Genomic DNA, 21,538 nt, shown 5'->3' with positions numbered 1-21,538 from the left:
CCCCAGCTTGTCAGAAGCCGATATAAGGCAGGACTTCCACGCCGCCGCGATAGATCATTTCCAGCGCGACATAGAGGATCACGGCCAGACCGACATAGGCGATCCAGCGGTGCTTGTTGAGGAGGCGCGCGATGAAGCTCGCCGCGATACCCATCAGTGCGATCGACAGCACGAGACCGAAAATCAGCACTTCCGGATGCTCGTGAGCAGCCCCTGCGACGGCGAGAACGTTGTCGAGCGACATCGAGACGTCAGCGATGACGATCTGCCAGGCGGCCTGCGCAAAGGTCTTGCGCGGCGCATTGCCGGCAACTGTCCCGTCCGCGTTGAGATCGGCATTCTCCAGAGCTTCCGTCGCTTCTTCTTCCTGCCCGTGGTTGGCGCGCAGTTCACGCCACATCTTCCAGCAGACCCAGAGCAGCAGGATACCGCCGGCGAGCAGCAGTCCGACGATCTGAAGGAGCTGTGTCGTGACGAGGGCAAAGCCGATACGCAGCACGGTCGCGGCGATAATACCGATGAGAATCGCCTTGGCGCGCTGCTCCTTCGGCAGGCCGGCGGCCGCAAGGCCGATGATGATGGCATTGTCCCCGGCCAGAACAAGGTCGATCATGATGACTTGCAGGAGCGCCGAAAAGGCCTCCGGCGTGAAGAATTCAGTCATTTGGCACCCGATCTCTTAAAATCTCAAAAGAGGGGCACCTGCATGCGTGGCCGACGCAATGGATCGATCGTTCTGAAGCCGCATATGCCGCCGCTGCAGAGTAGATCGTCAGAGTTATCGCCGGATTTCCACGGACACCAGGCACCCAGTTAGACGATCCAGTCCGACATCACAGCTCATGCGAGCTGCCAGAGGGGCCCGGTCTGGTGGCGAGACAATTAGCCTGAGGAAATAAAAAATCAAGTGGCCATAATACTGTCCACATTGACTGCCCCGCCTATCCCGGCTTTCGAACGGTATCGCCACCCTCCTTAACGGAACCGGATGTGGTGTAACCGCATTGACAGCGCTATGTTCATGAAGAAGAAATCTGCGACCTCTATCGGGATATCCTGCATATCCTTCGTCCCATCCGATTCCACGAAGAGTGAACAATGAAAGTAGCAGTCGCCGGGCTGGGTTACGTCGGTCTCTCGAATGCCGTCCTGATCGCCCAGAACCACGAAGTCGTCGCCGTCGACATCGCTCCGCAGCGCGTCGAAAGCGTCTTGAATCGTAAGTCTCCGATCGTGGACCCCGATATCGAGGCCTTCCTTTCGACCCGAAAACTGAACCTTACCGCGACGACGGACGGCAGCAAGGCCTACAGGGATGCGGATTTCGTCATCGTGGCGACGCCGACCAACTACGACCCGCAGACCAACTATTTCAACACGAAGGCAGTCGAGGCCGCGGTGGATACGGTCCTTTCCGTCAACCGGAACGCCACCATCGTCATCAAGTCGACCATTCCCGTCGGCTACACGGAACATTTGCGCAAGCGGACCGGATATCGCGACATCATCTTCTCGCCCGAGTTCCTGCGTGAAGGTAAGGCGCTGCACGACAATCTCTATCCTTCCCGGATCATCGTCGGCGACAAATCCGAAAGGGCCAGGATCTTTGCGGAACTGCTGCAGGAAGGGGCGATCCACAAGGACGCTCCCGTCATCTTCACCGGATCGAGCGAGGCGGAGGCGATCAAGCTGTTCGCCAATACCTATCTCGCCATGCGGGTTGCCTATTTCAACGAGGTGGACACCTATGCCGCCTCGCGCAGCCTGGCGACCAAGGAAATCATCGACGGCGTCTGCCTCGACCCCCGGATCGGCAGCCATTACAACAATCCCTCCTTCGGCTATGGCGGCTACTGCCTCCCGAAGGATACCAAGCAATTGCTGGCGAACTACAGCGAAGTTCCCCAGGCACTCATCCGAGCGATCGTCGATTCCAACTCGACGCGCAAGGACTTCATCGCCGACAGCATCTACCGCATGGACCCGAAAGTGGTGGGCGTCTACCGCCTGACCATGAAGGTGGGATCGGACAATTTCCGTGATTCCTCCGTCCAAGGCGTGATGAAGCGCATCAAGGCGAAGGGCATCGAGGTCGTGGTCTACGAGCCGTCCTACAACGAGCCGGAATTCTTCAGGTCGACGGTCATCCGCGATCTCGAGGAGTTCAAGGCGCGCAGCGACGTGATCCTCGCCAACCGCATCACGCCCGAGATCGCCGACGTTAAGGACAAGATCTATACGCGCGATCTCTTCGGCGTGGATTGAGCGGCCGGCCGCTCATACAACCGTTGCCCGCCCCTCGTCGATCTTCAGCACGGTCAGGTGACCGGAGAAAAAGGCACCCGTATCGATCCCGATCCGCCCCGGCCCGAACTCCAGTTCCTGAACCGGGGTGTGCCCATGGATCACGAGATAGGGCAATTTCGGGCCTTCCGTCAGGAAAGGGTCCCTGATCCACAGGAGATCCTGATCGCTCTGCTCTTCGAGAGAGATTCCCGGCCGAACGCCCGCATGCACGAAGAAATATTCCCCGATGCGGAAGGTGATCGGCAGCTCCTCGAGGAATTGGCGATGTTTCTGCGGCACGGCGTGTTCGAGAACCGAGCGAAGCGCCTCGCCGTCGGCACCGTAACGGGAGATCAGGTCCTGGGGATCGATGCCGTACGACATCAGGGTCTGCCGACCGCCGAGCTCGAGCCAGTCCCATAAGCGTTTCGGGTTCTGCAGGAAGCGCAGAAAAAGTTCGTCGTGATTGCCGCATAGGGCAATTCTTCTGAGATTATGGCGGTTCGGCGCGATGAGATGATCCAGAACCTCAGCCGAACGCGGCCCCCGATCGACGTAATCGCCGAGCAGCACCACGAGGCCGGGCCGCCCGCGCGCCATGATATCGGCCTGGATACGTTCCTCGGCAGCCAGGAGTTCGTCCAGGCAGCCATGCACGTCACCGATGACATAGATGGGGTAGCGCGGCGGCCTCTCGCCGAGATCGATCCGGCGCCGTGGGGGATTTCTCGACTCCGGAGAGTTCTTTCGCGCCAGCCAGCGCCCGATCTTCAGCATCATGCGCTCTTTCCGCCGGCCGCCCAGGTCTTGACCAGCGCAAGACCTTGTTGAAGCAGGGCCTTGGCGGCGTCTTCCGTCTCGGCTTCGACGTAGCAGCGCATCTCCGGCGCATTGCCGGAAGGACGGAAATGAATAATACGGCCATCCGCCAGGCTCACCCGCAGCCCATCCGTCTCGCTGGTCCAGGCAACCGGCCCGATCGGCGCGAGGAAAGCGGCGAGATTGTCCCGCGAGGCGCCAAGATGCGCCATCAGCGCGGCGCTGGTTTCAACCGGGAAATGTTCCAGACGGTCGGCGGCGGCGAATGGAAGCCCATAACCGGCGACGATCTCGGAGAGCGGGCGCTTCCGTTCCGCAGCGAGGTAGAGGGCCGCCAGCACCGGCAGGAAGCTGTCCCGCGTCGGCAGCGGGCTGATCCGGCCGGACGCGACGGAGAATTCGGAGGCCGTCAGCAAGCCGCCATTCGCCTCGAACCCCATGACTCCGCTCGCCCCTTCATCAAGCGCCTGCATCATTCCGGCGATCACGAAGGGAGAGCCGACCTTCGTGCGCACAACGCGGAAGCTGCCGGCCTTCTCGATCCCGGAATTGGATGTAACGGGGGTGACGACCACCTGGGCACCCAGGAAATTCGCGGCGATGAGACCGAGAAGATCGCCGCGCAAGGGCTCGCCGGTCTCATCCGCCACCAGCGGCCGGTCGCCGTCGCCATCGGCCGAGACGATCGCATCGAGCGCGTGCTTGGCTGCCCAATTGCGCAAGAGGCCGATGGTCTCCTCGGATACGGCTTCCGTATCCACGGGCACGAAATCCTCAGAGCGCCCGAGCGGCAGGGTCTCTGCCCCATAGCCCTCGAGCACCGTCACCAGCAGATCGCGTGCGGTGGTGGAATGCTGATAGACCCCGACCTTAAGGCCGGAAAGCGCCTTCGGCGGAAGAATGGCGGCATTGCGGGCGATGAACAGCGCTTCGGCATCCGCCGACTGGTCATTGGCGGCTCCCGGCGTGGCGTCGATCTCATCCCACTTCAGGCTTGCGGCGATCGCGGTAATGCGCGCTTCGTCCTGCTTGTCGATTTCGCCATCCGGTCGATAGAACTTGATGCCGTTCCGATCGGCCGGGATATGCGATCCGGTCACCATCAGCGAGGCTGCGCCGATCTGGAGACCCTGGAGCGCCAGAGCGGGCGTCGGCAGAGCGCCGCAATCGAGCGGCATCAGGCCAGCGCGGGCGAGCGCGCCGATGCAGGTGGCGGCAATGCCGGGGCTTGATGGACGGAAATCACGACCGACAAGCACGGGATCGCCCGCCTTCGCCATGCCGCTTCCCAGAAGATGCCGGGCAAACGCCGTGGCATAGAGCGCCGAAGCATGCCCTTCCAGATCGACGACAAGCCCGCGAAGGCCGCTGGTTCCGAATTTGAGGCTCAAGGCGCTCTTCCTGCTAAGTGCCGTTTCTGAAACGATGATTTCCATCAACGAGTTCTATGGAGCCATGTTCCAGATGGCAACCGCCTTCGCGCCGATTGAAAGGCATTCCGGTTCAGCAGGTAAAATCGGGTGGTGCACAGAGAGAGCGGTTTGCGGGCCCGATCGTCGTGCTGACGGACGCAAACCGGAACTATCCTGGAGGTAGCGGCTAATCCCGCAGAATCTTGGCGAGATAGCTTCCGTAGGCGCTCTTGCCAAGGTTCGTGGCAAGCAGTTCAAGCCCCCCGGCGTCTATATAGCCCATGCGGTAGGCCACCTCTTCGGGACAGGCGATCTTCAATCCCTGCCGCCGCTCCAGCGTACCCACGAAATCGGAAGCTTCGAGCAGGCTGTCGGGCGTGCCGGTATCCAGCCAGGCGAAACCGCGTCCCATCAGCGTTACGGAAAGGCTGCCGCGTTCGAGATAGGTGCGGTTGACATCGGTGATCTCCAGCTCGCCGCGCGCCGACGGCTTCAGATCGGCCGCGATATCGACGACCTGATGATCATAGAAATAAAGGCCGGTAACCGCCCAGCTGGACTTGGGGTGGGCTGGCTTCTCCTCGATGGATATGGCCGTCATGTCCCGGTCGAACTCCACCACGCCGTATCGTTCCGGATCGGTCACGTGATAGGCGAAGATGGTCGCGCCTTCGGTTTTCGTAGCGCCTTGCTGCAAAAGCTCCGGCAGGCTGTGGCCGTAGAAGATGTTGTCCCCGAGAACGAGAGCGGAGGGCCCGCCCGCGACGAAATCGGCGCCGATGATGAAGGCCTGGGCCAGGCCCTCCGGCCGCGGCTGCGCCGCATATTCCAGCGACAGGCCCCATTGGGAACCATCGCCCAGCAATCGCTGGAAGTTTTCCAGATCATGCGGCGTCGTGATGATGAGGATATCGCGGATTCCCGCCAGCATCAGCGTCGTCAGCGGATAATAGATCATCGGCTTGTCGTAGATAGGCATCAACTGCTTCGAGACCGCCTGGGTGATCGGGTAGAGCCGGGTGCCTGATCCGCCGGCGAGAATGATGCCCTTCATGATTTCACTTCCTCCCGTTGCCCTTCGAGCAGCACTTTCATGGTAGAAGCCAGCGAAACCCTCCAGTCGGGAAGCCTCAGGCCGTAGACCTGCTCCAGCTTGCCGGTGGAAAGCCGCGAATTGGCCGGCCGCCTGGCGGAAGTCGGGTATTCGGCGGTGGTGATCGGCCGCACCCGCACGCTCCTTCGGCCATACCCTTCGGCCAGCCGGAAGATTTCCTCGGCGAACTCCGCCCAGCTTGCCTCCCCCGTGGCAGCCATGTGGAACACGCCGCGCAGGTGCGGATCGGCGCTTTCCCGCAGCCTGCCGGCCGCCACCAGAAGCGCCTGCGCGATATCGAGCGCGGAGGTGGGGCAGCCGAGCTGGTCTGCGACGACGCAGACCTCATCCCGCGTCTCCGCGAGCTGCAGCATGCTCTTCAGAAAATTCTTTCCGTAAGGCGAGTAGATCCAGGCCGTGCGGAAGATCGCGTGGTTCAGCGTCGCTTGGCCGACCCGCCGCTCGCCTTCGAGCTTGGAGGCGCCGTAGACGGAGAGCGGCCCGACCGTGTCTTCCTCCGCATAGGGAGCGGGTTTTTGCCCGTCGAACACGTAATCCGTCGAAAGATGGATTATCGGAACCGACAATTCGCCGGCAACCTTGGCGACCTCGCCCGCGCCAAGGGCATTGACCGCGAAGGCGAGCTCCTTCTCGGTTTCGGCTTTGTCGACCGCCGTATAGGCTGCCGCGGAGATGATGACATCCGGCCTTGCGGCAAGAATGGCTTCCCGGATCGAGTGCGGCTCGGCTAGATCGAGCTCCGGCCGGCCCAGCCGCACCAGGTCGATGCCATGGGCTGGCGCTGCGCTCGCAAGCGCTTGCGCCACCTGACCTTGCTTGCCGGTCACCGCCACGCGCATCGGCTACACCTTCGTGAGCGTTCCAAGCCGCTCCCCCGAATAAACCTTCTCGCGCAAGGGGCGCCACCAGAGTTCGTTGTCGAGATACCAGATGATGGTCTTCTCTATGCCCGTGTCGAAGCTCTCGCGCGGGTTCCAGTCGAGTTCCGCCCTCAGTTTCGTCGCATCGATTGCATATCTGGCGTCATGCCCGGGGCGATCCGTGACATGGCTGATGAGCTTCTCGTGAGGTGCGCCCTGCGGTTTCAGCCGGTCCATGATGGCACAGATCCGCTTGACCACGTCGATGTTTCTGCGCTCGTTCTGACCTCCGACATTGTACTTTTCGCCGATCCTGCCGCGGGAGGCGATGAGATGCAGCGCGCGGGCGTGATCCTCGACATAGAGCCAATCGCGCACATTCGCTCCGCTGCCATAGATCGGCAGCGCCTTCTGCTCGAGCGCGTTGAGGATGGTGAGCGGGATAAGCTTTTCCGGAAAATGGAAGGGGCCGTAATTGTTCGAACAGTTCGAGACGACCACCGGTAATCCATAGGTCCGATGCCAGGCGATCGCCAGGTGATCGCTGGCAGCCTTCGAGGCCGAGTAGGGCGAGGACGGATCGTACGGCGTCATCTCATGAAAAAGCCCTTCGTCCCCGAGCGAACCGTAGACCTCGTCGGTGGAGACATGCAGGAAGCGGAAACCCTCCTTTTCCTCCCCCGAAAGACCGTTCCAATGGTGCAGAGCCGCCTGGAGCAGTTCGAAAGTGCCCATGACATTGGTGTTGATGAAGTCGGCCGCGCCGTTGATCGAGCGATCCACGTGACTTTCGGCGGCAAGATGCATCACCCGATCGGGCCGGAACTCGGCAAAGGCCTGCCGCATGACCCCGCCATCACAGACATCGGCCCGCAGAAAACGATAATTGGGCATGCTCTCGACGGAGCCGAGCGAAGCCAGATTGCCGGCATAGGTGAGCTTGTCGATATTCAGGACTTCAGCCCCCACGTCGTGGACGAGGTGACGCACCACGGCAGATCCTATGAAGCCTGCACCGCCGGTAACCAGAATACGCACGAGGAAGCCTCCAACCTCAATTGAGCGTCAGGGAAACAGATCGGCCTGGTCCGCGAGTATCGGATGTCCCCTGTCCTTGTCGGACAGAACAGCCTCCGCCTCGCCGATGCCCCACTCGATATTCAGCGCCGGATCGTTCCAGGCGATCCCCCGGTCGCTTTCGGGATTGTAGTAATCGGTGACTTGATAGAAGACCTCCGCATTATCGGTCAGCGTGACAAAGCCGTGCGCGAAACCTTCGGGAACCCAGAGCTGCCGGCCGTTTTCAGCGGAAAGCTCCGCGGCGACATGCCTGCCGAAGGTCGGCGAGGAGCGCCTGATGTCCAGGGCGATATCCCGGATCGCCCCTCTCAGGCACCGGACGAGCTTGCCTTGAGCCGCAAGCGGCGTTTGGAAATGCAATCCTCGGACCACGCCCTTTGATCTGGAAAACGACTGATTGTGCTGAACGAAACGGACATTCGGCGCATGCAGGGCGAAAACATCCTCCCGAAACGTCTCGCAAAACCATCCTCGACGATCTTCATGGCGTCGCGGGGTGATCAGCAACGGTCCCTGGATGGATAGTTTTTCGACAAGCATTCAATCCAACACTTTCTCGAACAGGAGAGCCCGCGACGGCCGGAAACTGTCAGCCATCCTTCCTATCAGAAAATTCCGTGCGGTGGATATCATCCGATTTGCCGATCCCCTCCCCCACTCAGGTGAGGTAGGCGGCTTCCGGATATCGACGGTGGGGGGCAGGTCGAGCCTAGCTCTTCCCCTCGGGCGCGCGGCCGTACCCTTGCGAAGTGAAGGAACCGCCCTGGAAGCGGCGGGCGACCGGATCATCCGGATCAGCGGCCACCTTGTCTGCAAAAGCTTCGGCATTGTCTTCGGCGCGGTAGCCGATGCGCGCCGCATCATCCTCTCCCCACCAGGAGCGCGTATTGGCCGAAACGCCCCACAAAAGGGCATGGCCGGTCTTTTCCGCTTCGATTGCGGCGATCACCATCCGCAACAGGTCCGGATAGGAAAACCAGGTGGAGAGATGGCGGATTTCCGTGGGCTCACGGATGGCTGAGCCGATGCGGATATGCACGCTTTCGATCCCGAACTTGTCGAAATAGAAGCTGCCGACATCTTCCGCGAAAAGCTTCGAAACGCCGTAGAAACCGTCCGGCCTCGGCCGATCCCTGACGCTGAGCTTCTTGCCGCGCTCGTAAAAGCCGATCGTGTGGTTCGAACTCGCGAAGATGACCCGCGCGCGGTTGACCCGCGCCGCTTCGAAGACATTGACCGTGCCGACGATATTGCCGGGCAGGATGGTTTCGAAGGATTTCTCGACGGCAACGCCGCCGAAATGGATGATCGTATCGGCACCCTCGGCGACCTTCGCAATCTTCTCCGCATCCGCAAGATCGGCCTGCACGAAACGTGCACCTTCCGGAACCTCGCCCGGAAACGGCAGGATATCGGTCAGCACGAGCCCCGGATAGCGCGAGGCAAGCTCGACGGCCAGGAAGCGGCCGAGCACGCCGGACGCGCCGGTCAACAGAACCTTGCGGCTTGCTGCGTCTGGCATCGGATCAAAGTCCCTTCATGCGTGAAACTGCAGCGCCCGCGACCGGCGCCTTGGCGAGGAAGATGCCGCCCGACAGCGGATATTCCGCAAGCCGCGCTGCGTTGAGCCTGTGGCTCGTGACAAGCATTGTCTTCATATCGGGCCCACAGAAGCACGGCATGGTCGGCGCGCTCGCCGGCACCGGATATTGCGCGACGATTTTGCCGTCCGGGTCATAGCGGTTCAACCGGGCTGCGGAAACGCCGGCACTCCAGTAGAAGCCTTCGGCATCGCAGGCGCCGCCGTCCGGCCGACCCGTCTCCTCGTCGGGATGAGCGATCCGCACGCCTTTGCCGATCTCTCCGGTCGCCGGATCGAAATCATGCCTGTCCAGCCATTTGCCCGCCGAATCCGTGTGGAACATCGTCCGCCCATCCGGCGCCCAGGCAAGCCCGTTCGAGGTGAACATGCCCGTCTTCTTCTTCACGATGCTTCCGTCCGCCGAGACCCGATAGAGCGTGCCGATCGGTTCGCGGTCGGTGCGCTGGTCCATCGTGCCGACCCAGAAGCAACCATCGGGCCCCACCTTGCCGTCGTTGAAGCGGTTGGTCTCGATCTCGCCCTCAAGCCGAGCAAGCGTCCGCCGCTCCCCGGTATCGGGATCGAAGAGGATCACTTCCCGCGCCAGTGCGACGACCAGCCGGCCGCTTTCGCAAAGGCCGAGCGAGCCGACATTCGCCTCGAAGCTCCAGTCGCCGACGATCTCGCCGTTAAGTTTCAGCGCAATCACACGATTGTTGGTGATATCGCAAAGAAAGACCTGGCTGCGTCGTTCGTCCCAGACCGGGCTTTCCCCAAGCGACAGGGTAAGTCCTTCGATTGCCGTGAATTCCATCCGATCCCTCCCACCGGTCCTTCCCACTGGTTCTTCCATGTCCGGCCGCCGCTTCAGGCGGCGATCGGCTCCCAGCTTTTCAGCATCTGTTCAAGCTTGCTGCGGTCCACAGCATCCAATGCGGGAAGCCCCGGTCGGCGCACCGGCCCGACATCCTCGCCACGCAGCATGAGCGCTTCCTTGACGACCGTGACATTGGCACCATTGTTGAACTTGGTGCGCAACGTCTCGAAGCCTGCAATCTCCGCGACGAGCCTGCGAGCCGCCGCATAGTCGCCAGCCTCCAGCGCCTTCCATACCGCAAGAGAGCGCAGCGGATCGACATTGACAAGGCCGGACGTGAAACCCCTGGCTCCCAGCGCATAAAAGGGCGCTGCCCAGCCTTCCGCAAGACCGCAGATCCAGACGGCATCCGTCCCTTCGGTGGCACGAACGCATTCCGAAAGCAGCATCAGGTTGGAGGACGCGAATTTCACGCCGGCGATGTTCGGATGGGTCGCGACCCGCACGAGATCGGCCACGGGGATCGCATCAGAACGGATATAGGCCACCAGCGGCAGTTCGGAGGCTTCCGCGATCGCGATGAAATAATCCGCCTGACAGTGCGGCGCCGCAAAGGGATCGAGCGGGTGGTGTACCATGATACCATCCGCCCCTTCCCGCTTCGCGGCAGCAGCGGTTGCGATCGCCTCGCGTTCCGACCGGCCCGCCGCGGCGGTCACCGCCGCTTTGCCGTCAGCCGCGGCGATGCAGATCGCCTGCAGCCGAAGTACCTCCTCGAAGCGGAGGCTGTAGAACTCACCGGTATTGCCGCCCGAAACGACGTTGTGGACACCCGCATCGGCAATGCGGCGGATGATCTTGCCGGTGAGACCGGGCTCGATCTCCCCGTCTTTCGAGTAGGCGGTAACATGAACGCCCGAAATACCCGTCAGGACGCGCTTGTATTCGCGAATATCCATTCCCCGTTTCCCTTAGTTTTCGGAATGAGCCAGAAAGGCGAGGTGTTTCTCGCCCGAACGTATGACGTGATCGCGCATCAGCCGCTCTGCCAAATCGGGATTTCGCGTGATGATCGCGTTTGCAATGGCCTGATGCTCTTCGAAGGCAAGCAGCCGCTCCGGTTCATCGGAAAGCGCGTTTACACTCGCCGCATGGTCATAAATCTGCTGCCCGCTCTGGAGCCGGCGCAGATAATTGCAGCCCGATGCCTCGTAGATCAGATTGTGGAACTGCTCGTTGAGCCCGATAAGGTGCAACACATCGCTGGTTCTGGAGCCTGCCCGCATGAGCGGCAGAAGTTCCCGCATTCGCTTGATGTGATCCTCGGTGATACGCTTGGCGGCCTGACGCGCGATCATGCTCTCGAGCGCTGCCCGCGCCAGCATCATCTCTTCCGCCTGGGCAGCATCGAAGGTGACATAGATGCCGCGACGCGCTTCCGAACGCACGAGGCCTTCCGCCTCCAGCACGCGCAGCGCTTCCTTCAGCGGGGTCGTGCTGATGCCGAGCTGGGCTGCGAGCTGCCGCTCGTTGAACTTGTCGCCGCTTTTCAGCCGGCCGGAGAGGATCGCTTCGCGGACGAGGCCATAGACGTGGTCACGCAGGCTTTTCAGGAAAACCGGCTCGACTGACAGGAATGGATCCTGATCGGTCATCCTATCCTCCCGCGCCTCTCAGATGCCCAATCGCTACCATCTGAAATTTGATATATCAAGGCTGAAATTTGATATATCAATCCGCAAAAAGCCTGCTAAGTTGCCTGCCGGGAAGAGGTGGTCCCACCTCCCTATGTTCCGTTCCGCGAGTTTAGGAGACAAATCGGAAGGAGCATCGGACAGGGCCAAACAGGATATTCTGGAAGACGATCAATGAAAAAGGCAGATACTCTCCGCAGCGCGAGATGGTTCGCGCCCGACGACCTGCGTTCGTCCGGTCACCGGTCGCGTTTGATGCAGATGGGCTACGACGAGAAGGACTGGGGCAAGAAGCCCATCATCGGCATTCTCAATACGTGGTCGGATCTCAATGCCTGCCATGCCCATTTCAAGGAACGCGTCGAGGACGTGAAGCGTGGCGTTCTGCAGGCGGGCGGCTTTCCGGTGGAGCTTCCGGTGCAGTCGCTTTCCGAAAGCGCGTTGAAGCCAACGTCCATGCTCTACCGCAACTTTCTGGCCATGGAGGCCGAGGAACTGCTGCGGGCGCACCCGATCGACGGGACGGTGCTGATGGGCGGCTGCGACAAGACCACTCCTGCCCTCATCATGGGCGCGGTCAGCGCCGGCCTGCCGACGATCTTCCTGCCGGCCGGCCCGATGCTGCGCGGCAACTACAAGGGTGAATGGCTGGGCTCGGGCTCGGATGCCTGGAAATACTGGGACGAGCGGCGCGCCGGCACGATCTCCGACGAGCAATGGGTCGGCGTCGAGGAAGGCATCGCCCGCTCCTACGGCCACTGCATGACCTTCGGCACCGCGAGCACCATGACCGCGATCACCGAATCCCTCGGCCTGACGCTGCCTGGGGCGAGCTCCATCCCGGCTGCCGATGCCAACCACATCCGCATGAGCACGCGCTGCGGCCGCCGGGCCGTGGAAATGGTCTGGGAAGACCTGACGCCGGGAAAGATCATCACGCCTGCCTCGGTCAAGAACGCCGTGACGGTGGCGATGGCGACCGGCTGTTCCACCAATGCGGTGGTGCACCTGATCGCGATGGCCCGCCGCGCCGGCGTGCCGCTTTCGCTGGACGATCTCGATCTCGCTGGCCGCACGACGCCGGTGGTGGCCAATATACGGCCCTCCGGCAAGAAATACCTGATGGAGGATTTCTATTACGCCGGCGGGCTGAGAGCCCTGATGGCCGAGATCAAGGACCTTCTCGATCTCGATGCGATGACCGTCAGCGGCTTCCCGCTCGGAGAAACGCTGAAGGGCGCCAAGGTCTACAATGACGACGTCATCCGCCCGCTTTCCAACCCGATCTATCCGGAGGGCTCGCTTGCGGTTTTGAGGGGCAATCTCGCCCCCGACGGCTGCGTGATGAAGCCCGCCGCCTGCGAGGAGCGCCTGCGCGTGCATGAAGGCCCGGCTCTCGTCTTCGACAGCTATCCCGAGATGAAGGCGATGATCGACCGCGACGATCTCGACGTGACGCCGGATCACGTGCTGATCCTGCGCAATGCCGGCCCCAAGGGTGGCCCCGGCATGCCGGAATGGGGCATGCTGCCGATCCCGAAGAAGATCCTCAAGCAGGGCTATCGCGACATGCTGCGCATTTCGGATGCTCGCATGAGCGGCACCAGCTATGGCGCCTGCATCCTGCATGTCGCGCCCGAATCCCATGTCGGAGGGCCGCTCGCACTGGTCAAGACGGGCGACATCATCCGCGTCGATGTGCCGAACCGGCGGATCGACATGCTGGTGGATGAGGCGACGCTTGCCCGTCGCCGTGCCGAATGGGTGCCGCCGGCAGAGAAATATGAGCGCGGCTACGGCTGGATGTTCTCCAAACACATCAAGCAGGCCAATGAAGGTTGCGACTTCGACTTCCTGGAACGGGAATTCGGTGCCGCAGCCGGTGAACCGGACATTTACTAAGCGGGGAGACCTGATGACCGATTACGTGCTTTCCGATGCGACGCGCAAGAAATACGAAAGCGTGAGCTGCGCGACGCTCTGCACCGCGCTCTTCAAGCGCGGCCTGCGCAACCAGTTCATCCAGGATGTGCATCCGCTGAAACCCAAAGCCCGTAACATGGTGGGCCAGGCCTTCACCCTGCGCTATATCCCGGCACGCGAGGACCTGAACCCGCTTACCGTCTTCCAGAACCCGGAACATCCGCAACGCGCGGCGGTCGAGCGCTGCCCGCCCGGCCATGTGATGGTGATGGACAGCCGCAAGGACCCACGCGCGGCTTCCGCCGGCTCGATCCTCGTATCGCGGCTGATGGTGCGCGGCGTTGCCGGAGTCGTCACCGATGGCGGTTTCCGCGATAGCCCCGAGATCGCCGAACTCGATATCCCCGCCTATCACTCGCGGCCGTCCGCCCCGACCAACCTGACGCTCCACCAGGCGCTCGACATCAACGTGCCGATCGGCTGCGGCGACGTGGCGGTCTGGCCGGGCGACGTCGTCATCGGCGATGCCGAAGGCGTAGTGATCGTGCCCGCCCATCTCGCCGAAGAGATCGCCGACGAGGCAGTGGAGATGACCGCGTTCGAGGATTTCGTCACCGAGGAAGTGCTGAACGGCCGTTCCATCATCGGCCTCTATCCGGCGACGAAGGAAGAGACGAAGGCCGATTTCGCCAAATGGCGAGCCGCCAAGGGTCGCTAATCTCAACACGGCGCCGCGACGATCGATGTCGCGGTGCTCTACCGGCCTAAATCGGCAAGATAGGTATTTTCCGCTTTCGACTTGGCGAATGCCGCGGGGTCGATCTTCGCGATCAGCAGCGCTTCGCCTTCCACCGGCCCTTCGGCAAGCAGGCTGCCATCCGGTGCTGCGATCCGCGAAAGCCCCGCATAGGCGAAGTTCTCGTCCGCCCCGCAATGATTGATGTAAGCGACGAAAACCTGGTTCTCGAACGCGCGCACCCGGATCATATGCTCGGCGATGAAACTGCCGGACCAGCCTTTCGGCAATGCGGTCGGCACCACCACGAGATCGGCCCCGGCCTTTGCCAGACGACGCACGTTTTCCGGAAACTCCACATCATAGCAGATCAGGAATCCGAGCCTGAGGTTTCCCACAGTCACCAGCACCTCGCGCTGGTCTTCCTGACGGAACCATTGCCGCTCGTAGGGTCCGTAGAGATTGCACTTGCGGTAGACCGCGGTCTGCCCCTTGTCGTCGGTGAAGAAAGCGCTGTTGAAGACGGCTTCATGGGTCTTCTCGGCAAAACCCGCGACGATCGCCAGACCATGCCTTTCAGCCATTTCCGAAAGCCGCTCGGTGACCTCGCCATGGGCGGGAACGGCAAGCGACGGAAACTTCTCCGCCGCGCCATAGCCGGTCAACGCCAGTTCCGGCCCGATCAGCAGATCGGCCCCCTCAGCCTTCGCCCTTTCGGCGGCGCGATCGATCTTGGCGAGGTTCGCCTCGACATCACCCACGATCGATTCCATCTGGAGACCGGCAATCTTCATTTGTCTTCCGCCATGGCTCCGAGCAGTTTCGGCAGGTCGCCGAAGCGGGCGACGAGGCCGAAGACCACCGCTGCGATTGCCAGGAACAACACCGTGACCGAGGCCATGGTGGGCGTATAGCCGTAGCGCAGCGCGTTGAAGATCTTGATCGGCAGGGTTTCCATCGTGAAGCCCACCGTCATGTAGGCGACGATGTACTCATTGAGCGACAGTACGAAGGCGAAGGCATAGCCGGAGACCACATAGGGCAGGATCAGCGGCATCACGACGGTGCGGAAGATCGTCCTGTCATCCGCGCCCATGGTCGCGGCCGCTTCCACCAGCGAACGGTCGATCGCCGAAAAGCCGAGCGACAGCGTCACCAACGGCAGGGTCACGAAGAAGATCGCGTGGCTGATGACCGCGGTCCAAGGCTGGCCATAAAAGCCGGTCGTCGCCCAGAAGGTGAGCAGCCCCAATGCGGTGATGACCGGCGGCAGGGTGAAGGGTGCTACGCCGAGAAGCCGGAAGATGTTTGCCCAGGGCGCTACCCGCCGCCACAGGAACCAGGCAAGCGGCAGCGCGACGAGCAGCGCCAGCGCGGCCGAAAGCGCAGCCAGCGTGACGGAAGCGATGAGCGCATTGCGCCATTCGCTGTTGGTGAAGATCTCGCCATACCAGGAGAGCGAAAAACCCTGCGGCGGAAAGGCGAGCGTCTGTTTCTGGTTGACCGAGACGCCGGCGACGACGATCAGCGGCAGGGCCAGGAACAGGCCGACGAGGAAGAAGAAAAGGCGGCGCAGCGCGGTCATGCGGCCTCCTTCTGGCGTCCGACATAAAGCGCCAGTCCCACGAGACCAAGCGTGACCAGCACGAGGAAGACGGCCATGGCCGCCGCGAACGGCATGTTCGACTGGTAGATCGCCTGGTCGGTGATCAGCACCGAAAGCGTCCAGTGCTGCGGCCGGCCGAGAAGCTGCGGCAGAAGATAGGAGCCAAGCGCGAAGATGAAGACCATGATCAGCGTCGCAAGGATGGTGTTCCTGAGCGCCGGCACGACGACGGTGAAAAAGGCCTTTACCGGAGAGGCGCCGAGGGTGCGCGCCGCTTCCGTCAGCGTCGGGTCGAGCCGCACCAGCGCCGGATAGAGAACCAGCACGGTATAGGGAAAGGCCTGGTAGGTCATCGCGGTCATCACCGCGCCGAAGCTCGGCGTCAGCGCCTGCGGCTGCGCCATCAGCCCCAGCCAGACGAAGAGATTGGTGAGACCCGCCGTGCGCGAGAACAGTGTAGACCAGGCAAAACCGATCATCACTTCCGAGAGCGACAGGATCGAGAGCAGCGCCACCAGCCAGAGGATCTGCACCTTCCGCGCCGTACGGGACAGGAGATAGGTGAAGGGAATGCCGATGACGACGCAGGCAATCGCCACCGCGATCGCCAGCATCAGCGAGAAGCCCAGAACCCGGCCGAAGAACAGGCTGAGGAAGCGTGCATAATTGTCCAGCACGAAGGCCGGCTGGTAGAAGCCGCCCTGCTCGCGCTGGAAGAAGGAAACCGCGATCATCGTGGCGAAGGGCACCACGAAGAACACGGTCAGCATGCCGGCCGGAAAGAAGAGCGGCCCATAGTCGGCGAGGCGCTGGGGCGGTTCGCGTCTCATTTTGCGAGCACCACGCTGGTTTCCGGATCGAGGCGGATGCCGACGCTCTGGCCGACCGTCACTTCCGGCCGGTTGCGCGGCGAGGAAACCGCGACGATCTGCTGGCCGCCCGCTTCCACGAAGGTTTCGATCGCGCCGCCGAGATCACGGATGAAGCTGACCGTGCCCGCGATTACGCCATGGCCGGGAGCAGTCAGTTGAACATCCTCCGGACGGACGGAGAGCGTTCCCTTCGCGCCCTGGGGGATCGAAAGCCCTTCGACCATCTCGCCGAGCACGGTGGCGCGCCCGGCATTATCCGCCGAGAAGGGAATGAGGTTGGTCTGGCCGATGAAATCCGCGACAAAACTGTCGGCCGGCCGGCGATAGATTTCGACCGGTGGCGCGGCCTGGCGGATTTCGCCGCCGTTCATGACGACGACCGTATCGGCCATGGTCATCGCCTCGCGCTGATCGTGGGTAACGACGATCGTGGTAATGCCGAGCCGCTGCTGGAGTTGGCGCAGTTCCACCTGCATGGCCTCGCGCAGCTTGGCGTCGAGCGCCGAAAGTGGCTCATCCAGCAGGAAGAGCTTGGGCGAGATGGCAAGCGCCCTGGCGATCGCCACGCGCTGGCGCTGTCCGCCGGAAAGCTTGCTGACGGAGCGGTCGGCAAAGCCCGGCAGATGGATCATCGCCAGAAGTTCGTCTACCCGCTTCTTCTGCTCCTCCTTACCGACGCCGCGGATGCGCAGCGAATAGGCGATGTTCTCGCCGACCGTCAGGTGCGGAAAGAGCGCCAGCGACTGGAAGACCATGCCGAGCTCGCGCTTGTGGGTCGGCACTTCGGTAATGTCGTGACCGGCAAGATTGATCGAGCCTCGGGTCGGCAGGTCGAGCCCGGCGATCATCCGCATCAGCGTGGTCTTGCCGCAACCGGATGGGCCAAGGAGGCACACGAACGTACCGTCGGGCACCGAGAGGCTGACATCGTTGACGGCGGTAAACGTGCCGAACTGCTTCGTCACGTGCTCAAGGTTCAATCCCGACATTCGGTCTCCGCTGCTAAGCCCCTCCCCCTTGTGGGGAGGGGTTGGGGAGGGGAACATTAGAGCGTGGGTATAACCCCTCCCGGCCCTTCGGGCCACCCTCCCCACAAGGGGGAGGGATGGGTGCCACACGCTTGCTTCTCCCCGCAAGCGCGGAGAGGGGATGAAAACTTACCCCGCAATCATCTCCGTCCACTTCTGGTTCAGGAAGTCGGACTTGCTCTGATAGAGATCGTAGCGCGGAATGATCGGCTCGATATCGGAGGAAACCGCTGCGAATTCCTGGTCCGTCAGGTCGAGCAGGTCGCGCTTGACGGTGGGTGAGGTGCCGACCTTGCGCGACAGCGTCGCCTGGATCGCCGGCTGGCACATGTAATCGATGAAGACATGCGCCTCCTCGGTCTTCTCCGAAGCCCGAGACACGGCCCAGGAGCCGGAATCCAGGATACCGCCTTCCTTCGGGAAGGTAGAGCGGACCGGGAAGCCGTCGGCCGCGGCAAGACCCGTCACGTCGTGATAATATTGCCCCATCGGGATTTCGCCGGATTTCAGCGCCTGCTCGAACTGCGCCTCGTCGCGATACCAGAGCCGCACGTTCGGCTTCACTTCGGCGAGCTTCTCCAGCGCTTTGATGATGCCCTCGTCGGTATCCAGCGCATTGGTGCCCCCAAGGTGGGTTTTCGCCGTCACTTCCAGCAGGAAGGAATTGGAGACGAGCGCCAGCAGCCCGAGCTTGTCGGCATTGGCGGGGTCCCAAAGCGCTGCCCAGGATGTGGGCGCTTCCTTGTAGACGTCGGTATTGGTCACCAGCGTGATGTACCAGGAAACGGCACCGATGCCGGCGATGCGCCCATCCGGATACTTGTTGATGAAACGGTCGATGAGGTTCTTGCTGTTCGGCAGCTTGGCGGCATCGAGCGGCGCCCAAAGATCGTTCGCCTGGCCCTTCAGGATCGCAACCTGAGACATCATCGAAACGTCTGCCGGGGCGGCGCCTGCGCGTGCGGCCTGCTCGAGCTGCACCAGCCAGGCCTCGCCGGTCGGCTCCGCGACCGATTCGACGGCAATGCCGGTCGCCTTGGTGAAATCGGCGAAGATGTTCTTGTCGAAAGAATCCTTGAAGAAGCCGCCATAGACGCCGACCTTCAGGCTCTTCTCCTGGGCCCGCAGCACCGCCGGCATGGCCAGCATGGAGACACCGGCAAGGCCGGCCCCGAGTACGGCGCGGCGGCCGAGTTTGGCGTTGAGAATGTCACGCATGATCTTTACTCCTTTATTTGCCCGCGCGGCCTAGGCCTGCCGGACGAGTTCCCACTCTTTATAGCGCATTTATCTCAGGCCCGCCCCTTCACGGAAGGGCTGAAGACCATCAAGCTGAGGATTTCAAACAATATCTGCGCGCCTGTCTGGGCGGTATTGCTGGTCGCGTCGTATTGCGGCGCGACCTCCACCACATCGCCACCGACGAGATTGATGCCCTTGAGGCCGCGGATGAGCTCCAGGACCTCGCGGGTGGTAAGCCCGCCGATCTCCGGCGTGCCCGTGCCGGGCGCGAAGCTCGGATCGAGGCTGTCGATATCGAAGGAAAGATAGGTCGGCCCGTCGCCGACGATCGCCTTGGCCTTTTCGATGATCGCCGGAATGCCCATGCCGGTCACCTCTTCCGCATGGATCACCGTCATGCCGGAGGCATAGGAGAACTCCCAGAGATATTCCGCGGCACCCCGAATGCCGATCTGGATCGTCCGGGTCGGGTCGAGCACGCCGTCCAGAACCGCATTGCGGAAAGGTCCTGCGTGATGGAACTTCGTCTCGTCGAAAAAGCCGCTCGTGTCGCAATGGGCATCGATATGGATAAGGCCGACCGGCGCCTTCTTTCCAACCGCCTTCAGGATCGGATGCGTGATCGAATGGTCGCCACCGACCGAGAGCGGCAGCACGCCCGCATCGACGATCTGGCCGATGCGCTTTTCGATGTCCTCGTGGCTCATCTCTAGGCGATAGCGGCTGCGGAAGGGAACGTCGCCGATATCCGCGACCCGCAGGTCGAAGACCGGCGCGCATTCCAGCACATGATTATAGGGACCAATGCGCTCGATGGTGCGCAAGGCCCTGGGTCCAAACCGGGAGCCCGGCCGGTTGGTGACGCCGAGGTCCATCGGTATGCCGAGGATCGCCACCTGCAGGTCCTCGAAATCCGGGTTTTCGGAATCCACCGGCAGGTGCGGCGCGCTCACGAAGGTGGGAACGCCGGAATAGGGCGCGACGCGGGTGCCGCGCTTGTTGAAGATCTTGTCGGCGACCTTGCGAAACTTCGGATCGAAGATTTCGCTGCCCTGGCCGTCGAGAAATTTCGTCCGCAATTCCTCGAGCTTCTTCGCGTCGAATGCCATGATTGCTTCACCTGTTCCTGAGTCTGCGCGTGCAGCCTATTTTTTGTTCCCTGAGGATCGCAGCCTCTGTTTTCATCATTATCCGCCGAGACGGGCTGGAAAAGCAATTGAGATTGTTCTAGCAGATGATGTGAGAAAAACTCACACTGGAGCATTCCGGAAATGACGAGCCGGCTCCCTCCCCTCAATCCCCTGCGCGCCTTCGAAGCGACGGCGAGGCGCGGCTCCGTCTCGGCGGCTGCCAGGGAGCTGAACGTCACCCACGGCGCCGTCAGCCACCAGATCAAGGCGCTGGAGGAATCTCTCGGCGTCACCTTGTTCGAGCGCGGCTCCAAACGACTGAAGCTTACTTCCGAAGGCGCACTTCTACTGCCGGCCGTCACCCAGGCTTTCGGCGAAATCGCGGCGGCGACCGCGCAGATGAAGCGCCCGGCCACCAGCGGCGAACTGTCGATCACCTGCGTTCCGGCGCTCTTCTCTTTCTGGATCGTGCCGCGCCTCAATTCCTTCACCGAGCAATTTCCGGGCGTCAGGCTCAAGCTCACCGCATCGAACGATCCCGCTGGACTGCATTCCCCTGATGTCGACGTCTGCATTCTCTACGGAGACGGCAATTGGCCCGATGCCTGGGCGCGCCTTTGGAGCAACCTGCGGCTTTTTCCCGTGGCGAGCCCGACGCTCCTGAACAGCCGACCGCTACGCTCCATCCGTGATCTGGAAGACCACGTACTGCTGCACGGCGATGCCGACGGGCGCGAGTGGAATACATGGTTTGCCGCGGCCGATGCGATCGACCTGCCCCGTCGCCAGCAGCATTTCATGGGCGATGCGCGGTTTTCCACGGAAGCCGCCTTGCATGGGCACGGCATCGCGCTCGGCGATACGATCACGGCGAGCAAGCTCATCGCTAAGGGGGAGCTGATCGTGCCCTTCGACCTGAGCGTTCCGGCAAACGATGCCTTCTATGTCGCCTGCAGGCCTGCCGTGCGGTCGACCCCGATCATCCGAGTCTTTATCGACTGGCTCTTCGCATCGCTGGAAGCCGATCATCTGCCGCAGGTGCAGACCTCCGCGCGCACGCTTATCCGCTCGCGAGGCGGCAAGGGCGCGGAAAAACCCGGCTCGTAATGCTCCTTTCCTCTCCGCCTTGAACTCGTTCCTTTCGCCGCTGCAGACCATGGACAGCGGGAATTGGAACGAATATTCCATCGCTCCTCTTGAGATCGGAAGACGAGAATGGCCGAGAATCCAAGGATTCCCGGTAAATTCTCCGTTTTCCACTTCCAGCACCGTTGACGCCAATCCAAAAAATGGAATAAATTATCCGCATTCCAGGGAAGCGGTGCATTTGTTCCGTT

Annotated in this window: 21 protein-coding genes; 4 read left to right on the top strand and 17 right to left on the bottom strand. The window is 62.0% G+C overall.

The features are described from left to right. Positions 1-10: 10 nt before the first annotated feature. Positions 11-664: a TerC family protein gene (locus tag ACE04I_RS21785; RefSeq protein ID WP_046794911.1), complete on the bottom strand. Its 654-nt coding sequence runs from the start codon at positions 662-664 to the stop codon at positions 11-13. A gap of 434 nt (positions 665-1,098) precedes the next feature. Between ACE04I_RS21785 and ACE04I_RS21780 the strand changes: the two genes are divergently transcribed. Continuing rightward, complete coding sequence (locus ACE04I_RS21780; protein WP_046794912.1) at positions 1,099-2,265, top strand: nucleotide sugar dehydrogenase; 1,167 nt, start codon at positions 1,099-1,101, stop codon at positions 2,263-2,265. Positions 2,266-2,277: 12 nt separating this feature from the next. Here ACE04I_RS21780 and ACE04I_RS21775 read toward each other — a convergent pair whose 3' ends face one another. The 10 genes from ACE04I_RS21775 to ACE04I_RS21730 form a co-directional block, all read right to left on the bottom strand. Continuing rightward, positions 2,278-3,063 (bottom strand): metallophosphoesterase family protein, encoded by a 786-nt coding sequence (locus ACE04I_RS21775; RefSeq protein ID WP_046795109.1) that lies wholly within the window; start codon positions 3,061-3,063, stop codon positions 2,278-2,280. Further along, positions 3,063-4,496: a phosphomannomutase gene (locus ACE04I_RS21770; RefSeq protein WP_170986273.1), complete on the bottom strand. Its 1,434-nt coding sequence runs from the start codon at positions 4,494-4,496 to the stop codon at positions 3,063-3,065. The genes ACE04I_RS21775 and ACE04I_RS21770 overlap by 1 nt, the downstream gene beginning before the upstream one ends. Positions 4,497-4,704: 208 nt before the next feature. Continuing rightward, a complete protein-coding gene (gene rfbA / locus ACE04I_RS21765; RefSeq protein ID WP_046794914.1) occupies positions 4,705-5,571 on the bottom strand; it encodes a glucose-1-phosphate thymidylyltransferase RfbA in 867 nt (288 codons plus the stop codon). Next, positions 5,568-6,470 carry a dTDP-4-dehydrorhamnose reductase gene (gene rfbD, locus ACE04I_RS21760; protein WP_046794915.1) on the bottom strand — a complete coding sequence of 301 codons (903 nt, stop codon included), beginning with the start codon at positions 6,468-6,470 and terminating at the stop codon, positions 5,568-5,570. Before rfbD ends, rfbA begins: the two co-directional genes overlap by 4 nt. Before the next feature lie 3 nt (positions 6,471-6,473). Continuing rightward, a complete protein-coding gene (gene rfbB, locus ACE04I_RS21755) occupies positions 6,474-7,529 on the bottom strand; it encodes a dTDP-glucose 4,6-dehydratase (RefSeq protein ID WP_046794916.1) in 1,056 nt (351 codons plus the stop codon). 27 nt (positions 7,530-7,556) lie between these two features. Further along, positions 7,557-8,111, bottom strand: a complete 555-nt coding sequence (rfbC, locus tag ACE04I_RS21750) for a dTDP-4-dehydrorhamnose 3,5-epimerase (protein WP_046794917.1) — start codon at positions 8,109-8,111, stop codon at positions 7,557-7,559. Between the two features lie 169 nt (positions 8,112-8,280). Beyond that, positions 8,281-9,093 (bottom strand): NAD-dependent epimerase/dehydratase family protein, encoded by an 813-nt coding sequence (locus ACE04I_RS21745; RefSeq protein WP_046794918.1) that lies wholly within the window; start codon positions 9,091-9,093, stop codon positions 8,281-8,283. 4 nt (positions 9,094-9,097) lie between these two features. Beyond that, positions 9,098-9,967 (bottom strand): SMP-30/gluconolactonase/LRE family protein, encoded by an 870-nt coding sequence (locus ACE04I_RS21740; RefSeq protein WP_487207599.1) that lies wholly within the window; start codon positions 9,965-9,967, stop codon positions 9,098-9,100. A gap of 53 nt (positions 9,968-10,020) precedes the next feature. Further along, complete coding sequence (locus ACE04I_RS21735) at positions 10,021-10,929, bottom strand: dihydrodipicolinate synthase family protein (RefSeq protein ID WP_046794920.1); 909 nt, start codon at positions 10,927-10,929, stop codon at positions 10,021-10,023. A 12-nt stretch (positions 10,930-10,941) separates the two neighbouring features. Further along, positions 10,942-11,625: a GntR family transcriptional regulator gene (locus ACE04I_RS21730; RefSeq protein WP_046794921.1), complete on the bottom strand. Its 684-nt coding sequence runs from the start codon at positions 11,623-11,625 to the stop codon at positions 10,942-10,944. A 213-nt stretch (positions 11,626-11,838) separates the two neighbouring features. Between ACE04I_RS21730 and araD the strand changes: the two genes are divergently transcribed. Together araD and ACE04I_RS21720 are read left to right on the top strand one after the other, a co-directional pair. After that, the gene (gene araD / locus ACE04I_RS21725; protein WP_046794922.1) at positions 11,839-13,566 is read left to right on the top strand and encodes an L-arabinonate dehydratase; all 1,728 of its coding nucleotides are present in this window, start codon (positions 11,839-11,841) and stop codon (positions 13,564-13,566) included. A 13-nt stretch (positions 13,567-13,579) separates the two neighbouring features. Continuing rightward, positions 13,580-14,305 (top strand): ribonuclease activity regulator RraA, encoded by a 726-nt coding sequence (locus tag ACE04I_RS21720; protein WP_046794923.1) that lies wholly within the window; start codon positions 13,580-13,582, stop codon positions 14,303-14,305. Between the two features lie 38 nt (positions 14,306-14,343). Here ACE04I_RS21720 and ACE04I_RS21715 read toward each other — a convergent pair whose 3' ends face one another. The 6 genes from ACE04I_RS21715 to speB all read right to left on the bottom strand — a co-directional run bounded on the left by ACE04I_RS21715 (position 14,344) and on the right by speB (position 20,180). Continuing rightward, the gene (locus tag ACE04I_RS21715) at positions 14,344-15,117 is read right to left on the bottom strand and encodes a carbon-nitrogen hydrolase family protein (protein ID WP_046794924.1); all 774 of its coding nucleotides are present in this window, start codon (positions 15,115-15,117) and stop codon (positions 14,344-14,346) included. After that, the gene (locus ACE04I_RS21710; RefSeq protein ID WP_046794925.1) at positions 15,114-15,908 is read right to left on the bottom strand and encodes an ABC transporter permease; all 795 of its coding nucleotides are present in this window, start codon (positions 15,906-15,908) and stop codon (positions 15,114-15,116) included. Before ACE04I_RS21710 ends, ACE04I_RS21715 begins: the two co-directional genes overlap by 4 nt. Further along, the gene (locus tag ACE04I_RS21705; RefSeq protein WP_487207598.1) at positions 15,905-16,759 is read right to left on the bottom strand and encodes an ABC transporter permease; all 855 of its coding nucleotides are present in this window, start codon (positions 16,757-16,759) and stop codon (positions 15,905-15,907) included. The genes ACE04I_RS21710 and ACE04I_RS21705 overlap by 4 nt, the downstream gene beginning before the upstream one ends. Beyond that, entirely contained in the window at positions 16,756-17,790 is a 1,035-nt protein-coding gene (locus ACE04I_RS21700) for an ABC transporter ATP-binding protein (protein ID WP_046794927.1), read from the bottom strand. Before ACE04I_RS21700 ends, ACE04I_RS21705 begins: the two co-directional genes overlap by 4 nt. Before the next feature lie 168 nt (positions 17,791-17,958). Then, positions 17,959-19,047: an ABC transporter substrate-binding protein gene (locus ACE04I_RS21695; protein WP_046794928.1), complete on the bottom strand. Its 1,089-nt coding sequence runs from the start codon at positions 19,045-19,047 to the stop codon at positions 17,959-17,961. A gap of 74 nt (positions 19,048-19,121) precedes the next feature. Further along, positions 19,122-20,180 carry an agmatinase gene (speB, locus tag ACE04I_RS21690; protein WP_046794929.1) on the bottom strand — a complete coding sequence of 353 codons (1,059 nt, stop codon included), beginning with the start codon at positions 20,178-20,180 and terminating at the stop codon, positions 19,122-19,124. Between the two features lie 162 nt (positions 20,181-20,342). Between speB and gcvA the strand changes: the two genes are divergently transcribed. Beyond that, the gene (gene gcvA / locus ACE04I_RS21685; RefSeq protein ID WP_046794930.1) at positions 20,343-21,308 is read left to right on the top strand and encodes a transcriptional regulator GcvA; all 966 of its coding nucleotides are present in this window, start codon (positions 20,343-20,345) and stop codon (positions 21,306-21,308) included. Positions 21,309-21,538: the final 230 nt, after the last annotated feature.

Source organism: Rhizobium moroccans, from assembly GCF_057559155.1.
This window is presented reverse-complemented; position numbering and strand designations above follow the sequence as displayed.

Bases quoted from the DNA above. Each gene is read 5' to 3' on its own strand.
- ACE04I_RS21700 (WP_046794927.1), bottom strand. From the start codon at position 17,790: ATGTCGGGATTGAACCTTGAGCACGTGACGAAGCAGTTCGGCACGTTT.
- ACE04I_RS21710 (WP_046794925.1), bottom strand. From the start codon at position 15,908: ATGACCGCGCTGCGCCGCCTTTTCTTCTTCCTCGTCGGCCTGTTCCTG.
- rfbD (WP_046794915.1), bottom strand. From the start codon at position 6,470: ATGCGCGTGGCGGTGACCGGCAAGCAAGGTCAGGTGGCGCAAGCGCTT.
- rfbC (WP_046794917.1), bottom strand. From the start codon at position 8,111: ATGCTTGTCGAAAAACTATCCATCCAGGGACCGTTGCTGATCACCCCG.
- gcvA (WP_046794930.1), top strand. From the start codon at position 20,343: ATGACGAGCCGGCTCCCTCCCCTCAATCCCCTGCGCGCCTTCGAAGCG.
- ACE04I_RS21735 (WP_046794920.1), bottom strand. From the start codon at position 10,929: ATGGATATTCGCGAATACAAGCGCGTCCTGACGGGTATTTCGGGCGTT.
- ACE04I_RS21745 (WP_046794918.1), bottom strand. From the start codon at position 9,093: ATGCCAGACGCAGCAAGCCGCAAGGTTCTGTTGACCGGCGCGTCCGGC.
- ACE04I_RS21730 (WP_046794921.1), bottom strand. From the start codon at position 11,625: ATGACCGATCAGGATCCATTCCTGTCAGTCGAGCCGGTTTTCCTGAAA.
- araD (WP_046794922.1), top strand. From the start codon at position 11,839: ATGAAAAAGGCAGATACTCTCCGCAGCGCGAGATGGTTCGCGCCCGAC.
- ACE04I_RS21740 (WP_487207599.1), bottom strand. From the start codon at position 9,967: ATGGAATTCACGGCAATCGAAGGACTTACCCTGTCGCTTGGGGAAAGC.
- rfbA (WP_046794914.1), bottom strand. From the start codon at position 5,571: ATGAAGGGCATCATTCTCGCCGGCGGATCAGGCACCCGGCTCTACCCG.
- ACE04I_RS21695 (WP_046794928.1), bottom strand. From the start codon at position 19,047: ATGCGTGACATTCTCAACGCCAAACTCGGCCGCCGCGCCGTACTCGGG.
- ACE04I_RS21775 (WP_046795109.1), bottom strand. From the start codon at position 3,063: ATGCTGAAGATCGGGCGCTGGCTGGCGCGAAAGAACTCTCCGGAGTCG.
- ACE04I_RS21720 (WP_046794923.1), top strand. From the start codon at position 13,580: ATGACCGATTACGTGCTTTCCGATGCGACGCGCAAGAAATACGAAAGC.
- ACE04I_RS21715 (WP_046794924.1), bottom strand. From the start codon at position 15,117: ATGAAGATTGCCGGTCTCCAGATGGAATCGATCGTGGGTGATGTCGAG.
- ACE04I_RS21705 (WP_487207598.1), bottom strand. From the start codon at position 16,759: ATGAGACGCGAACCGCCCCAGCGCCTCGCCGACTATGGGCCGCTCTTC.
- speB (WP_046794929.1), bottom strand. From the start codon at position 20,180: ATGGCATTCGACGCGAAGAAGCTCGAGGAATTGCGGACGAAATTTCTC.
- ACE04I_RS21785 (WP_046794911.1), bottom strand. From the start codon at position 664: ATGACTGAATTCTTCACGCCGGAGGCCTTTTCGGCGCTCCTGCAAGTC.
- ACE04I_RS21780 (WP_046794912.1), top strand. From the start codon at position 1,099: ATGAAAGTAGCAGTCGCCGGGCTGGGTTACGTCGGTCTCTCGAATGCC.